The sequence below is a fragment of the Candidatus Pelagibacter sp. PS_23 genome (assembly GCF_059417905.1).
Genome location: NZ_CM182071.1, coordinates 1,040,650 through 1,054,301 on the forward strand (window position 1 = coordinate 1,040,650; position 13,652 = coordinate 1,054,301).

The window sequence follows — 13,652 nt, forward strand, 5'->3', positions numbered from 1 at the left end:
TTTAAATTAAGACACTTATAAAAATTACATATTATTTTAAGATTTAATTTATTAGAGTAAGGGTATTAATGGACAAGCCAACTATAGCAGATAACAAACCTAAAAAAGTAGAACTAGTACAAAATGAAGAATACATGTTTTGTACTTGTGGAAAATCTAAAAACCAACCATTTTGTGATTGGTCTCATGCTGGTACTTCATTTGAGCCTATAAATTTTAAAGCTGAAGAAACTGGTGATGCTTATCTTTGTATGTGTAAACATAGTAGTACCAAACCTTATTGTGACGGTACGCATAAAAATTTTACCTCTGATCAAATTAATAAATCAGAAGAAGTTTCAGGCACTAATGAAACAAAGAGTACAGAAGAAGAGCCACATCTTGCATACATTCATGAGCTTGCAAAAAATGGCTTAACAAAACTTGGTCATCATGGAGAAATGGGAGCAATGGGTGTTCCCTCAAAAGACTTGCCAAAGTGGGAAGATATTCAAATACTTACAGCCCAACTAGCAAAAAAACCTCTTCTAGATAATGATAAAGTTGAGACAGATATAATTATAGGTAAAAACTCAAATAAACCTCTAACGTTAAAGATTCCAATTTTTGTATCTGACATGAGTTTTGGTGCGCTATCAGAGGAGGCAAAAATTGCTCTAGCAAAAGGTGCTGAGGGAGCTGGTACAGGAATTTGCTCCGGAGAAGGTGGAATGCTTTTAGAAGAGCAAAAAAATAATTCAAAGTATTTTTATGAACTTGCTTCTGCTAAATTTGGTTATTCAGAAGATAAGTTAAAAAATATTCAAGCTTTTCATTTTAAAGGTGGTCAAGCTGCAAAAACTGGAACAGGTGGACATTTACCAGGGAACAAAGTTAAAGGTAAAATATCTGAGGTAAGACAAATTCCAGAAGGTGAAGATGCTATCTCCCCTTCTACTTTCAAAGACCTGACAACAGTTGATGATTTTTTAAAATTCTCAAACAGAGTTAGAGAGTTAACTGGTGGTATTCCAATAGGATTTAAATTATCTGCTCAACATATAGAAGATGACATTGAATTTGCCGTAAGTGCTAGTGCTGATTATATTATTCTTGATGGGCGTGGTGGTGGAACTGGGGCTGCTCCTTTAATATTTAGAGATAATATTTCTGTTCCCACAATTCCAGCCTTAGCAAGAGCTAGAAATTATTTAGATAAAAAAGGTTATGACCATGTATCATTAATTGTAACAGGTGGATTAAGAACTTCTGCAGATTTTGTAAAAGCACTTGCTCTTGGAGCAGATGGTATTGCAATCTCTAACTCAGCCATGCAAGCAATAGGATGCGTTGGTGCTAGAATGTGTAATACAAATAATTGCCCCGCTGGTATTGCCACTCAAAGACCAGAACTTAGAAAAAAATTAAATATTGACGAATCTTCTGCAAGATTAACTAGATTTTTTAATGCATCTGTAGATCTAATGAAGATATTAGCAAGAGCATGCGGACATGATCATCTTAATAAACTTTCTATAAATGATTTAACAACTTGGAAGAAGGAAATGAGCGAACTATCTGGTGTGTCATTTGGTGGAATTATAAATAATAAGCAAAACAATAAATAGAGGATAGAAATGAGTAATATTGAAGTAGAAAAAATTATAGAACCAGTTGCAGCGTCAGATGGTGCTGGTGTTAAATTAAAAAGAAGTATTGGCACTCACCTTATTGATTACCACGATCCCTTTTTAATGTTGGATGAATTTGGTTCTGAAAATAAAGATGATTACATTGGTGGTTTCCCTCCTCATCCTCACAGAGGAATTGAAACAGTAACATATATGCTTGCTGGCGACTTTGAACATAAAGACAGTACAGGTGGCGAAGGAATAATGACTGCTGGAGATGTTCAGTGGATGAAAACTGGGAGTGGTATTATTCATTCAGAAATGCCTGCTATGAAAGAGGGTAAGCTTCATGGATTTCAATTATGGGTAAACATGCCTGCTAAATTGAAAATGACTAAACCTGAATATATTTATATTGATGCAGATAAAATGAGCACTCATAAAGATGATGATAAAACTGTCAAAGTGATTGCTGGAAAATTTCAAGATGCAGAAGGACCTGTTAAAGGTCACAATGTTGAACCTGTTTATTTTGATGTAGAGCTTGAAAAAGGAAAAGAATTTAATTTTGATCTTCCCTCAACTCACAATTCATTAATATATTTAGTTGAAGGTGAAATTAAGGTAGGAGATCAAAACCATGACCAAGCTAAAAACTCTACTTTAATTATTCTAACTAGAGGTGAAAAATTAAAAGTCTCTAGCTTAACTAAAGCCAAGTTTTTATTGATATCTGGAAAGCCAATTGGTGAGCCTATTGCTAGAGGGGGTCCATTTGTAATGAATACTAAAGCAGAGATCTTGCAAGCAGTTCAAGATTATCATAATGATACATTTGTAAAATAATGAAAACTATTAAAATAGAAAAATTTGGTGGTCCTGAAGTCTTAGAAGTTAAAGATATTGAAATTGGTAAACCAGGTCCAAAAGAAGTTTTGATAAAAAATTTATCAATTGGACTTAACTATATTGACGTTTATCACCGAACAGGATTATACCCTATTCCTCTTCCAAGTGGAATTGGCCTGGAGGCATGTGGAATAATTGAAGAAGTTGGTTCAGAAGTGGATCTATTTAAAGTTGGGGATAGAGTGGCTCACTCTTCAATGCCAATTGGAAGTTATTCGGAAAAACAATTGTTTCCTCAAGAAAAATTAGTTTTAGTTCCAGAGGGTATCTCTGATGAAATAGCATCTTGTATTATGCTTAAAGGGATTACTGCTGAATATTTATTACACAGAGCTTATCCAATTAAAAAAGGGGATAAAGTATTATACCACGCAGCCGCTGGTGGTGTGGGTCAAATTTTATGTCAGTGGGCTAATGCATTAGGAGCTGAAGTCATTGGAACAGTTGGCTCTAAACAAAAAGAGGCTATTGCTAAAAAAAATGGTTGTCATCATGTAATAAATTATACTGATACAAACTTTGTTGAAGAGGTGGAAAAAATTGCAGGTAAAAATGGAGTTGATGTTGTCTATGATGGTGTTGGTATTAAAACATTTGATGGATCAATTGAAACCTTAAAGGTTAGAGGTATGATGGTCGCTTTTGGTAACGCATCAGGTTATGTTGATACGATAGATGTTAAAAAACATATTAATGCAAAAGGATTATTTTTTACTCGTCCTTCTATTGCACATTATACAATGACAAGGGAAGAATTAGTTGAATCAGCTAAAAAAGTTTTTGATGCAATTTTGTCTGGAAAATTTAAAGTTGAAATTTCAAAAAAATACTCACTTGATGATGCTAAAAAAGCTCATGAAGAATTAGAAGCAAGACTATTAACCGGTCCTGCAGTTATTATTCCTAATTAATCTAAATTAACATCCATATCAGACATATGCAATTTTAATGCATTTGTTGATACTTGAATTTCTCTCATAAAAACAACGATTGAAATCATCATCGATAAACAACAAGATCCAAAGATTAATCTTGCAGCAAAAATTTCATTCAAATAAAGGGCAAACACAGTCAACATATTAAATAAGAAACCAAATGCAGCAAACATAATAGTCCATTTTAAAAGAACAATTCTTCCACTTAAATTTATAAACTGTTTTTTCCACTCAGGAGGAATATGATTTTCATACACATGTTCATCATGAAGCTGCCTAATAAGCTTGCTCAAAGAATGAAATCTGTTGCTATATACACTCATCAATAAAGGAATGGCCGGAAACATCAATGCTGTAACTGTGTAATCTATATTCATACGAATCAGTTTGATTATGAAACTAGCCTTTGTTATTTACAAGTAAATTATTATGAAACAATTAAATCTCTTTATTGAACTAACAAGATTGAAAAGACCTATTGGCTATATGCTATTATTTTGGCCTTGTGCATGGGGACTAACTCTTGCTTATGATTTCTCAAAAAACTTAAATGATTATTTTTTTTACTTATTATTATTTTTTTTAGGATCAGTTCTAATGCGTTCTGCAGGATGCATTGTAAATGATATTTCTGACAAAGAATTTGATAAAAAAGTTTCAAGAACAAAAAATAGACCTATTGCATCTAATCAAGTTTCTATAAAATTAGGAATATTTTATGCTTTTATTTTATGTCTACTTGCACTTTTGGTTTTAATTAACTTTAATAACTTAACAATCTTACTTGCTCTTGGGTCTATGCCTCTAGCTTTCACTTACCCTTTAATGAAAAGATTTACTTATTGGCCTCAATTATTTTTAGGAATAACATTTAATTATGGTCTAATTTTAGGATGGACTGCAATTCAGGGAGAAATAAATGCTGTTGCTATTATCTTTTACTTTGGAGCCATATTTTGGACACTAGGATACGACACAATTTATGGGTTTCAAGATATTAAAGATGACGAAATTATAGGTGTAAAATCAACTTCAATAAAATTCAAAAATAAACCAAAAAATTTTGTATCCACATGTTATGTTTTTCTAATTTTTTCTATTTTAATTGTGGGCTATATGATGAATTATAATTACTTTTTTTATGCAAGCTTGTTAATAACAATTGCCCACTTATTTTTTTACCAAATTAAATCTTTTAACCCAAAAAGCCCATCTATGTGCTTAAAAGTTTTTAAAAGTAATAATTTAGTTGGTCTTCTCATTTTTTGTAATATTTTAATCGGGAAATTTTAATGAATAATTCAGAGATTTATAAAAGACTTTATAAAGATTACTCAAAAAAATATATTAATAAAATATTAATATCAGTTTTTTTTGGAGTTCTTGTTGCAGCAAGCACTTCTGCTATAGCTTGGCTTTTAGATCCCGCTATTAAAAAAATATTTGTTGAGAAAGATCAGTCACTAATATTCATAATTCCTTTATTAATAATTATAGCTTTTACTATCAAAGGGTTTGCTCTTTATTTTGCAAAAGCAATCATGATTAAAGTTGCTGAAGAAATTAAAAAAATTCTTCAATCTCAAATGGTAAAATCTCTAATTAATGCAGATACACAGCTAATAGATAAAAAACATTCTGGAAAATTTATTTCAAATCTTACTTTTGATGTAAACCATATTACCAATATGCTCAGTACAGCCATTTTAAGCTTATTCAAAGATAGCTTAACTTTGTTTGGGTTGCTATTTGTAATGTTTTATCAGAATTGGAAATTATCATTAATTGCAATAATAATGATTCCTGTTGCTGGTATGGCTTCAAAAACTCTCGGTAAAAGAATTGGAAAAGTTGTGACAGAAGCACAAGAAAAATCTGGTTTTTTAAATACTCATTTAATCGAATTATTTAAAAACCATAAATTAATTAAAATATTTCAAAGAGAAGACTATGAAAGTAAAAGAACAGATGGTCATTTAAATCAACTAAAAGAAAAAAATATTAAAATCAATACTGTGTTTGTAAGATTGTCACCAATCATGGAAACCTTGACTGGAATAATGATTGCAATTTTAATATTTTATTCTGGAAAATTAGCTCTTAATGACGAGATTGAGATAGGAAATTTTTTCTCTTTTCTTGCAGCAATGATGCTCGCATATCAACCTGTAAGAGCTCTATCTACAATGAATATGATATTAAAACAGGGGTTATCTGCAGCCAATAGAATTCTACCTATTATTGACAATCAAAATAAAATTGCTGATCATGAAGACGCTCAGGATATTAATATTACTCATTCTAATATTAAGTTTCATAACATTAACTTTCAATATAATGCTGATGAAAAAGATGTTTTAACAAACATAAATCTAAATATTGCTGGGGGGAAAATGACCTCATTAGTTGGGCATAGCGGTTCTGGAAAATCAACAATTTTAAATTTAATACCTAGATTTTATGACGTTCAATCTGGAGATATCTTGATTGATAATCAATCTATATACAAAGTGAAAATTAAATCTCTAAGAGATAAAATATCTCTTGTAAGTCAAGATACGACTTTGTTTGATGATACGATAAAAAATAATATCAAATATGCTAAAAATGATGTCACAGATGAAGAGGTAATTTCAGCAGCAAAATTCTCTTATGCACATGAGTTTATAGAAAAATTACCAAAAAAATATGAAACAATAATAGGCGAAAATGGAATTAGATTATCAGGTGGAGAGAAGCAAAGACTGTCTATAGCTCGAGCTATGATCAAGAAAAGTCCAATAATTCTTTTAGATGAAGCAACTTCATCATTAGATTCTGAAACTGAAAGTAAAATTCAAGATGCTTTACAAATATTAACTAAAGATAAGACAACCATTGTAATAGCCCATAGACTGTCAACAATTTTAAGCTCTGATCAAATTTATATTATTGATTCTGGAAATGTTGTTGCGAACGGTAAACATGATGAATTGTTAAATAATTCAGAACTTTATAAAAATTTCTATGAGAAGCAAATTCGTAAAGAATAATGTTTTTTTTATATCAAATAATAATAACCATTACTCTAATATTCTCTCCATTAATTATATTTTTTAGAATTTTAAAAAAAAAAGAAGATAAAAAAAGATATAAAGAAAAATTTTGTTTTCCATCAAAAAAACGTATTAGTGGTAATTTAATTTGGTTTCATGGATCAAGTGTGGGTGAACTTTTAAGTATTTTGCCTCTAGTTCAAAAGCTTGAAAAAAATAAGTCTGTAAACCAAATTTTAATAACTACTTCAACTTTGAGTTCTGCTCAAATATTTAAAAAATTTAATTTTAAAAAAACTGTTCATCAATTTTTTCCAATAGACTCGATATTTTTTTCTTATAAATTTTTGAATTACTGGAAGCCAACTATTGCAATATTTATTGAGTCTGAGATTTGGCCTAGCATCTTTAAGATTATTAATAAAAAAAAAATTCCATTAACACTTCTTAATGCAAGAATTACAAAAAAAACTTTTGATAAATGGAGACATGTAAAAAAATTTTCAAACTCAGTGTTTCAGAATATTTCAATTGCCTACCCTCAAAATGAAGAAACATATAATTATCTTAAAAAATTAAACATCTCAAAAGTAAAAAAAATAGGAAATCTTAAGTTTTTCAATAATCAACAATCTAAATTTACTAAACTAGACAAAATTTTTTTAAAAAATATAAATCTTAAAAAAGTTTGGTGTGCTTCAAGCACACACCCAGGTGAAGAAATCATTTGTGCAAATACTCACGTAAAACTAAAGAAAAAATATAAAAATTTATTAACAATAATAATACCAAGACATATTCATCGTGTTAGTAAAATAGTTGATGAAATTAAAGGTTTAGATTTGAATATAGTTTTACACAGTTCAAAACCAAAAAAATTAAATAATACAGACATTTATTTGGTGGACACATATGGTGAGACAAAGAAATTTTATCAATCTTCTAATATAGTTTTTATGGGTAAATCAATATCGGGAAATGGTGGTCAAAACCCTCTTGAACCTGCCAACTTAGGTTCTACTGTTTTGCACGGACCAAACGTAGATAACTTTAAAGATACCTACAAATTACTCAATAAACTAAAGATTGCTTATAAAGTTAATGGAGTAAAAAGCTTAACTCAATCAATAGACAAATTAATTACTAATCCCAATAACAAAAAAAACTATTTAAAAATTGCAAAAATAGGAAAAAAAATACTTAATGAAACTAAAGATGAGATAAATAGTTTATTTAATAATGAAATTAAAAAAACCTAAATTCTGGGATCAGAAAAAACTATCCTTTTTTTCATATCTACTATTACCTTTTTCAATAATTTTAGGCTTAATCACTAAAATAAAATCAAAACCTAAATTTTCTAATTCAAAAATTAAAACAATCTGTGTTGGAAACATCTATATTGGAGGAACAGGCAAAACATCACTAGCCATCAAGATAAAAGAAATTTTAGATAAAAATAATATCAAAGCTTGTTTTATTAAAAAATTTTATTCTAATCAAACTGATGAGCAAAAACTACTTAGTAAAAATGGAACCTTATTTAGTAATTTAAAAAGAATTAATGCACTTAATGAAGCCATCGCAGAAGGTTTTGAAGTTGCTATCTTTGATGATGGACTACAAGATAGCTCTATCAAATATGACTTAGAAATTGTTTGTTTTAATAATCTAAATTGGATTGGAAATGGACTTACACTACCATCAGGACCTTTAAGAGAAAATATTAATAATCTGAAATCTTATGAAAATGTTTTTTTAAATGGAAATGAAGAAAGTCTAATTGCCATCAAAGAACAGATTAAAAGAATTAACCCGAATATTAATATTAATTCTGGAAAATATACGCCGTTAAACATAGGTGAATTTGATAAAGATCAAAATTACTTGGTTTTTTCTGGTATTGGTAATCACAAAACTTTTGTAGAGATGTTAAAAAATAATAAATTAAAAATTGTAAGTGATTTAGAATATCCAGATCATTACCAATATTCAAAAAAAGATTTAGATGAAATAATAATCAATGCAAAAAAATTCAACGCACATATTATAACTACTGAAAAAGATTATTTAAGGCTAGAAAACTTAAATAGAAATGAAATTTTTTATGTTAAATCAAGTCTTGATATATCAGATGAGAAAAATCTAACAAACAAACTAATTAAATTAAATGAAAAAAATTAAATATTTTTTTGAATTTTTAATTATATCTTCTCTTTTTATTATTTATAAATTTTTAGGATTAAAAATTTCATCTTACTTCAGTGGAAAATTATTTGAAACATTTGGTCCAATTTTCAGATCAAAAAATCTCATTAAAACTAATATTCAAAGAGCTATTCCCAAAATTAATTCATCAAAAATTAAGAGTATTACAAAAGATATGTGGAATAATTATGGAAGGACATTGTCTGAATATATGTTTCTTAAAGGTTTTAGAAATGATCAATTTAGATCAAATATTAATATTACAGGTAAAGAAATTCTTCAAAAAATAAAGCTTGAAAAAACCCCAGTAATTTTTGTTTCTGGTCATTTTAGTAATTTTGAATTAATGGCGATGGAAATTGAAAAATCTGGTGTAAATTTATCAGCAATATATCGACCATTAAACAATATTTTCTTAAATATATTAATGGAAAGAATTAGAAAAAAATATATTTGCAAAAATCAAATTAAAAAAGGAACTAGTGGAGTTAGAGAATTATTAAAGTTATATAAAAAAGGCTACTCTATAGCCTTAATGATTGATCAGAGAGTCTCTCAAGGAATAAAATCTAAATTCTTTAATCAAGAAGCATTCACTACAACAATTCCTGCACAATTTATAAAAAAATTTAATTGTAAAGTAGTACCAATTTCTATTAAGAGGCATAATGGTGTAAATTTTAATATTAAAGTTGAAAAACCTATTGAGTTTTCAAAAAACTCCTCTACTGAAAAAATTACTAGAGAGCTAAACATTTGGCTGGAGAAAACAATTTTAAAAAATCCAGGGGAATGGATATGGTCTCATGATAGATGGAAGTAAGAATTTAGTGTGTCTCTTTTTTTTTATGAGCTTCTACATATGAAAAATATGGTTCTTGAAGCTCAACATTCCAATAATTAAGATTTTCTAAACTAATTAATTTTCCTGATACAGCACAAACGACATGATCACCATTTTCAATAATTTCAAAGTTATTTGGTAAATATTTTAATTTTGCTAATTTTTTATTCATTTTTAGTTTATATACATCTATATGAAAGTTGGAATAATTGGAAGTGGTGGAAGAGAGCACGCTCTATGTCTGTCCATCAAAAAATCGCCTAGAGTTAACAAGATATACTGCTTTCCTGGTAATGCAGGAACTTCTGATATAGCTGAGAATATTGAAATTGATTTATCAGACTTTAACAAGATTAAAGAATTTTCAATCAAAAATGAAATTAGTTTATTAATTGTTGGACCAGAAAAACCATTAGTTGATGGAATAGTGGATTTCTTTAAAGATACTGAAATAAATATTTTTGGTCCTGATAAAATTTCTTCTCAGTTAGAAGGATCAAAAATATTTACAAAAAAAATATGTGAAAAGCACAATATACCAACTGCTAAATTTGGTATTTTTGAAAATGCCAATGATGCAATATCTTTTTTAGATAAAACTCAGTTTCCACTTGTTGTCAAAGCTGATGGTCTTGCATCTGGAAAAGGTGTTTATATTTGTGAAAATAAAGATGATGCAAATTTAGCAATAAAAGAAGTTTTTGATGGAAAGTTTGGATTAGCAAAAAATATATTAATTGAAGAATTTCTTGTTGGTGAAGAAATGAGCTATTTTATTATAAGTGATGGTAAAGAAATCAAGGGTTTTGAAACTGCACAAGATCATAAAAGAGTTCTAGAAGGTGATAAAGGAGCGAATACAGGTGGAATGGGTGCTTATTCACCTTCAAGACTACTCAATCAGCCTTTGGAAGAAAAAATATTAAATAAAATAATCAAACCTACCATTAATGCTCTAGAAGAAATGGGATCTAATTATAAAGGATTCTTATACGCTGGCTTAATGATAGTTAAAGATGAACCTTATTTGATTGAATACAATGTACGAATGGGAGATCCAGAGTGTCAGACTATTTTACCAAAATTAAAAACAGATTTATTTGGAATTATCAATGCGTGCTGCAATGAAAACCTAAAAGATATAAATATAGAGTGGCATGATAAAAAAAGTCTATGTATTGTTTTATGTTCAAAGGGCTACCCAGATAAATATAATAATCAAATTTTAATAGATAATATTGGAAATCTAAAGCTTGATGAGGATGATTATTTTTTTCATGCTGGTACAAAAAAAATAAACGATCAGGTTTATTCAAATGGTGGAAGAGTAATTAATTTTGTTAGTCTGTCATCAAATTTTAAAAATAGTAGAGATAAAGCTATAAGTTTAATTAAAAAACTTAATTGGAAAGATGGTTTCTATAGAAAAGATATTGGTCATAAGGTGATTGATGAATGAGAATTATTTCAGGAAATTTTAAAGGCAAAAAAATTCTTCTACCTAAAGATAAACTAACAAGACCTCTCAAAGATTTAACAAAAGAGTCAATTTTTAATATATTAAAACATTCTAAATTATTAAATGTAGAGTTAGAAAATTCTAATATTTTAGATTTATTTTCAGGTGTTGGATCATTTGGTCTCGAATGTTTATCAAGAGGTGCTAAAAACATTACCTTCTTAGAGAGTTACACAGAAGTATTAAATATTTTAAAAAAAAATATAGATAATTTAAATCAACAAAATCAAACAAAAATAATTGAAAAAGATATTTTTTCTGAAAATACACTTAAACTATTAAATGACAAATTTGATATTATTTTTATGGACCCTCCCTATAAGGAAAAAAAATTACCTTTTCTGCTGAATGCAATAACTAAATTAGAATTGCTTAACACAGATGGCATCATAATTATTCATAGGCATAAAAAAGAAGATGACGACCTACCAAAGGAATTCAACCTAATTCTAGAAAAAAATTATGGTATTTCAAAAATTATATTTGGAAATATTTTAACTTAATATTTTTTTTGTTTCTATTTTTATCAACTCAACAGAAGGTTGATCAAATGGATTAACATTTAAAGCTCGACCAAGTAAAATGGTCTCTAATATAAAGAAACAGAACAATTCACCTAGAGACTGTTCATTTCTTTTTAAAATTCTAAAGCTTCTAAAAGGTATTTTTTTTGAAATAAAAACTTTCTCTGTGGCAATCATTTGAGATTGTTTTATTTTTTCTATTGATAGGTTTTTTAAAAACTTATGAGTATTTAACACACTATCATTCTTAATTTTAACATTTCTATTTTCTAGAACATTAAAAAATGTATAAAAATATTTATTTGGGCCGTCTAAATAAAGTTGCATTAAACTATGATTATCTTTTGGCATTGAAGAAACAACGGGTAATAATCCAAGTGATTTTTTTCCTAAACTTTCAGCTATTAGTTGCTGATACCATTTAAATAAATTTTCAGATTGCTCATCATAATTTAAAATTATTGACGTTTGTTTTCCACTCTTAATTAAGTTTAAGGTAGTTGACACGTTGCTTACTAAATTATTAATAAAATTTTTATTTTTAATAAGATTATTAAATTGCTTAAATTTCTTTTCATTCAAATTCATTAATTCTGCAGGTAGCATTCCAACTTCTGACAACACAGAATACCTGCCTCCTACGTAATTTTTATGCTCAAATATTTCTGCCTTTAGTTTTGCTGCTAAGTTAGTTAGATAGCTATTTTTTGACTCAGTAATAATAATATTTTTTTCTTTTTTGGTAATTAATGCATTGGCATTCGCTATTGTCTCCAATGTATTTCCTGATTTAGAAATAATTAAATTTAAATTTATGTTTTTATTATTAAAATAATCTGCATTGCTGTTTAAATTATTTACAAAAGTAATTTTTTTTTTTATTTTAGGTTTTAAAAAATCATAAATAGCTTCAGAGCCAAGAACAGATCCACCCATACCAATTATTCTTAAATTAGATAATTTTTTATATTTTTTAATTATTTTTTTTGAATAGCTATATTTATATGTGGGTTTTAAAGTTTCAACCAATGCTGGCTGATTTTTTAGTAGTTTTAAAAAATCTTTTTTTATTATTTTAGAACTTTTGATATTTAAAAAATTTTTAAATATCATTTCTTTAATGCTCTAGATTATTGAATTTATCTTTTAGTCTTTTAAAAAAACCTTTTTTTTTTGGTTCTTCATTATCTTCTATAACTTCATCTAAATTTATTTCTGTAGTTTCTATTAAATTAACTTTTTTTTTATTAATCTTTTTAATAATAGATTGCTCAATAGAATTTTTTGCATCATCACTTTTTTCACTTGTGCTTATAGAAGAGCTTTGATTTATTATATCTTCAATATCTGATGTATCTTTTTTATCTGATATTATGTTTTCTTCAGGTTCCTTTCCAGGTTCTGGCAACTCTTCAAAGCTAGGTGGTAATACTAATGGGGACTTTTTTTCAACCAAAAATTCGTCACTTCCTTTTTTTTTACTTCCTCCCAATCCTTCGGCAACTGTTCCGCAAGAATTTAAGAAAATAAGTATTAAAAAAGAAGCTATTAATGGATTAGTTTTTTTCATTTATATTTTTATTATTAAAGAAAAGTTCTACTAAAATAAGGCAAAAAACTCCAATGGTAATAAATATGTCAGCTACATTAAAAACAAACCAATGAAAGCCATAAAAATGTAAATCAATAAAATCTGGAACAGCGGTATAAACTATCCTGTCATAAAAATTCCCAAAAGCGCCACCCGCAATTAATGCAAAAAAGTAACGCTGAATATTATTATTTTTTAACATCATAAAAATAATACCAATAATAATAAGACCAATTAAGATTGTAATAAAATTATAAATAACACTTCCATCTATTGAAAATAAACCAAAAGCTATTCCTTTGTTCCAGATTAAAAATAAGTTCAAAAAAGGCGTGATATAAATATCAACTGAAGTTTCTACTTCTGCAAGTTTTAAGATATATAGCTTTGTTGTACGATCAAATATAAAAACTACTAATATAATTACTAAATTTAAATAAAAGTTTTTTAAGTTAATTTTGTTCATCAACCTTTTTA

The 13,652-nt window shown here is 27.7% G+C and carries 15 protein-coding genes; 10 read left to right on the top strand and 5 right to left on the bottom strand.

The genetic code is table 11. From position 1 onward, the window contains the following. Window positions 1-68 precede the first annotated feature (68 nt). The 3 genes from AC5SLY_RS05550 to AC5SLY_RS05560 are packed head-to-tail and all read left to right on the top strand — an operon-like array spanning window position 69 to window position 3,430. Complete coding sequence (locus AC5SLY_RS05550) at window positions 69-1,607, top strand: glutamate synthase-related protein (protein WP_011281501.1); 1,539 nt, start codon at window positions 69-71, stop codon at window positions 1,605-1,607. A 9-nt stretch (window positions 1,608-1,616) separates the two neighbouring features. Next, a complete protein-coding gene (locus tag AC5SLY_RS05555; RefSeq protein WP_494574872.1) occupies window positions 1,617-2,456 on the top strand; it encodes a pirin family protein in 840 nt (279 codons plus the stop codon). Then, window positions 2,456-3,430, top strand: a complete 975-nt coding sequence (locus AC5SLY_RS05560; protein WP_494598691.1) for a quinone oxidoreductase family protein — start codon at window positions 2,456-2,458, stop codon at window positions 3,428-3,430. The genes AC5SLY_RS05555 and AC5SLY_RS05560 overlap by 1 nt, the downstream gene beginning before the upstream one ends. Here AC5SLY_RS05560 and AC5SLY_RS05565 read toward each other — a convergent pair. Further along, a complete protein-coding gene (locus AC5SLY_RS05565) occupies window positions 3,427-3,831 on the bottom strand; it encodes a DUF2721 domain-containing protein (protein ID WP_011281502.1) in 405 nt (134 codons plus the stop codon). The two genes, AC5SLY_RS05560 and AC5SLY_RS05565, sit on opposite strands and share 4 nt — an antisense overlap. A gap of 52 nt (window positions 3,832-3,883) precedes the next feature. Between AC5SLY_RS05565 and ubiA the strand changes: the two genes are divergently transcribed. From ubiA to AC5SLY_RS05590, 5 genes are read left to right on the top strand one after another with little or no spacing between them, the layout of a single operon-like run. Beyond that, complete coding sequence (gene ubiA / locus AC5SLY_RS05570; RefSeq protein ID WP_494598692.1) at window positions 3,884-4,747, top strand: 4-hydroxybenzoate octaprenyltransferase; 864 nt, start codon at window positions 3,884-3,886, stop codon at window positions 4,745-4,747. Then, the gene (locus tag AC5SLY_RS05575) at window positions 4,747-6,486 is read left to right on the top strand and encodes an ABC transporter ATP-binding protein (protein ID WP_494598693.1); all 1,740 of its coding nucleotides are present in this window, start codon (window positions 4,747-4,749) and stop codon (window positions 6,484-6,486) included. Before ubiA ends, AC5SLY_RS05575 begins: the two co-directional genes overlap by 1 nt. After that, entirely contained in the window at window positions 6,486-7,748 is a 1,263-nt protein-coding gene (locus AC5SLY_RS05580) for a 3-deoxy-D-manno-octulosonic acid transferase (RefSeq protein ID WP_494598694.1), read from the top strand. Before AC5SLY_RS05575 ends, AC5SLY_RS05580 begins: the two co-directional genes overlap by 1 nt. Continuing rightward, window positions 7,729-8,673 carry a tetraacyldisaccharide 4'-kinase gene (gene lpxK / locus AC5SLY_RS05585; protein WP_494598695.1) on the top strand — a complete coding sequence of 315 codons (945 nt, stop codon included), beginning with the start codon at window positions 7,729-7,731 and terminating at the stop codon, window positions 8,671-8,673. Before AC5SLY_RS05580 ends, lpxK begins: the two co-directional genes overlap by 20 nt. Next, complete coding sequence (locus AC5SLY_RS05590; protein ID WP_494598696.1) at window positions 8,660-9,520, top strand: lysophospholipid acyltransferase family protein; 861 nt, start codon at window positions 8,660-8,662, stop codon at window positions 9,518-9,520. Before lpxK ends, AC5SLY_RS05590 begins: the two co-directional genes overlap by 14 nt. A 4-nt stretch (window positions 9,521-9,524) precedes the next feature. Here the strand turns inward: AC5SLY_RS05590 and AC5SLY_RS05595 are convergent, their stop codons facing one another. After that, on the bottom strand, window positions 9,525-9,713 hold the full coding sequence (locus AC5SLY_RS05595; protein WP_018413565.1) for a DUF2093 domain-containing protein: 189 nt from the start codon (window positions 9,711-9,713) through the stop codon (window positions 9,525-9,527). Between the two features lie 21 nt (window positions 9,714-9,734). Here AC5SLY_RS05595 and purD point away from each other — a divergent pair, with 21 nt between their 5' ends. Together purD and rsmD are read left to right on the top strand one after the other, a co-directional pair. After that, complete coding sequence (purD, locus tag AC5SLY_RS05600; protein ID WP_494598697.1) at window positions 9,735-11,000, top strand: phosphoribosylamine--glycine ligase; 1,266 nt, start codon at window positions 9,735-9,737, stop codon at window positions 10,998-11,000. Then, the gene (gene rsmD, locus AC5SLY_RS05605) at window positions 10,997-11,563 is read left to right on the top strand and encodes a 16S rRNA (guanine(966)-N(2))-methyltransferase RsmD (RefSeq protein ID WP_018413567.1); all 567 of its coding nucleotides are present in this window, start codon (window positions 10,997-10,999) and stop codon (window positions 11,561-11,563) included. The genes purD and rsmD overlap by 4 nt, the downstream gene beginning before the upstream one ends. Here the strand turns inward: rsmD and AC5SLY_RS05610 are convergent. From AC5SLY_RS05610 to lspA, 3 genes are read right to left on the bottom strand one after another with little or no spacing between them, the layout of a single operon-like run. Further along, window positions 11,555-12,697, bottom strand: coding sequence for a phosphoglucose isomerase-related protein (locus tag AC5SLY_RS05610; protein WP_494598698.1), 1,143 nt, complete (start codon window positions 12,695-12,697; stop codon window positions 11,555-11,557). The two genes, rsmD and AC5SLY_RS05610, sit on opposite strands and share 9 nt — an antisense overlap. 4 nt (window positions 12,698-12,701) lie before the next feature. Beyond that, window positions 12,702-13,154: a DUF3035 domain-containing protein gene (locus AC5SLY_RS05615; RefSeq protein WP_494598699.1), complete on the bottom strand. Its 453-nt coding sequence runs from the start codon at window positions 13,152-13,154 to the stop codon at window positions 12,702-12,704. After that, window positions 13,141-13,641: a signal peptidase II gene (gene lspA, locus AC5SLY_RS05620; RefSeq protein WP_494598700.1), complete on the bottom strand. Its 501-nt coding sequence runs from the start codon at window positions 13,639-13,641 to the stop codon at window positions 13,141-13,143. Before lspA ends, AC5SLY_RS05615 begins: the two co-directional genes overlap by 14 nt. Between the last annotated feature and the right edge of the window lie 11 nt (window positions 13,642-13,652).

Excerpts from the sequence above, each read along its gene's own strand:
- AC5SLY_RS05555 (WP_494574872.1), top strand. The coding sequence starts at position 1,617 with ATGAGTAATATTGAAGTAGAAAAAATTATAGAACCAGTTGCAGCGTCA.
- lspA (WP_494598700.1), bottom strand. The coding sequence starts at position 13,641 with ATGAACAAAATTAACTTAAAAAACTTTTATTTAAATTTAGTAATTATA.
- AC5SLY_RS05565 (WP_011281502.1), bottom strand. The coding sequence starts at position 3,831 with ATGAATATAGATTACACAGTTACAGCATTGATGTTTCCGGCCATTCCT.
- AC5SLY_RS05595 (WP_018413565.1), bottom strand. The coding sequence starts at position 9,713 with ATGAATAAAAAATTAGCAAAATTAAAATATTTACCAAATAACTTTGAA.
- purD (WP_494598697.1), top strand. The coding sequence starts at position 9,735 with ATGAAAGTTGGAATAATTGGAAGTGGTGGAAGAGAGCACGCTCTATGT.
- lpxK (WP_494598695.1), top strand. The coding sequence starts at position 7,729 with ATGAAATTAAAAAAACCTAAATTCTGGGATCAGAAAAAACTATCCTTT.
- AC5SLY_RS05580 (WP_494598694.1), top strand. The coding sequence starts at position 6,486 with ATGTTTTTTTTATATCAAATAATAATAACCATTACTCTAATATTCTCT.
- AC5SLY_RS05610 (WP_494598698.1), bottom strand. The coding sequence starts at position 12,697 with ATGATATTTAAAAATTTTTTAAATATCAAAAGTTCTAAAATAATAAAA.
- AC5SLY_RS05590 (WP_494598696.1), top strand. The coding sequence starts at position 8,660 with ATGAAAAAAATTAAATATTTTTTTGAATTTTTAATTATATCTTCTCTT.
- AC5SLY_RS05575 (WP_494598693.1), top strand. The coding sequence starts at position 4,747 with ATGAATAATTCAGAGATTTATAAAAGACTTTATAAAGATTACTCAAAA.
- AC5SLY_RS05615 (WP_494598699.1), bottom strand. The coding sequence starts at position 13,154 with ATGAAAAAAACTAATCCATTAATAGCTTCTTTTTTAATACTTATTTTC.
- AC5SLY_RS05550 (WP_011281501.1), top strand. The coding sequence starts at position 69 with ATGGACAAGCCAACTATAGCAGATAACAAACCTAAAAAAGTAGAACTA.
- AC5SLY_RS05560 (WP_494598691.1), top strand. The coding sequence starts at position 2,456 with ATGAAAACTATTAAAATAGAAAAATTTGGTGGTCCTGAAGTCTTAGAA.
- ubiA (WP_494598692.1), top strand. The coding sequence starts at position 3,884 with ATGAAACAATTAAATCTCTTTATTGAACTAACAAGATTGAAAAGACCT.
- rsmD (WP_018413567.1), top strand. The coding sequence starts at position 10,997 with ATGAGAATTATTTCAGGAAATTTTAAAGGCAAAAAAATTCTTCTACCT.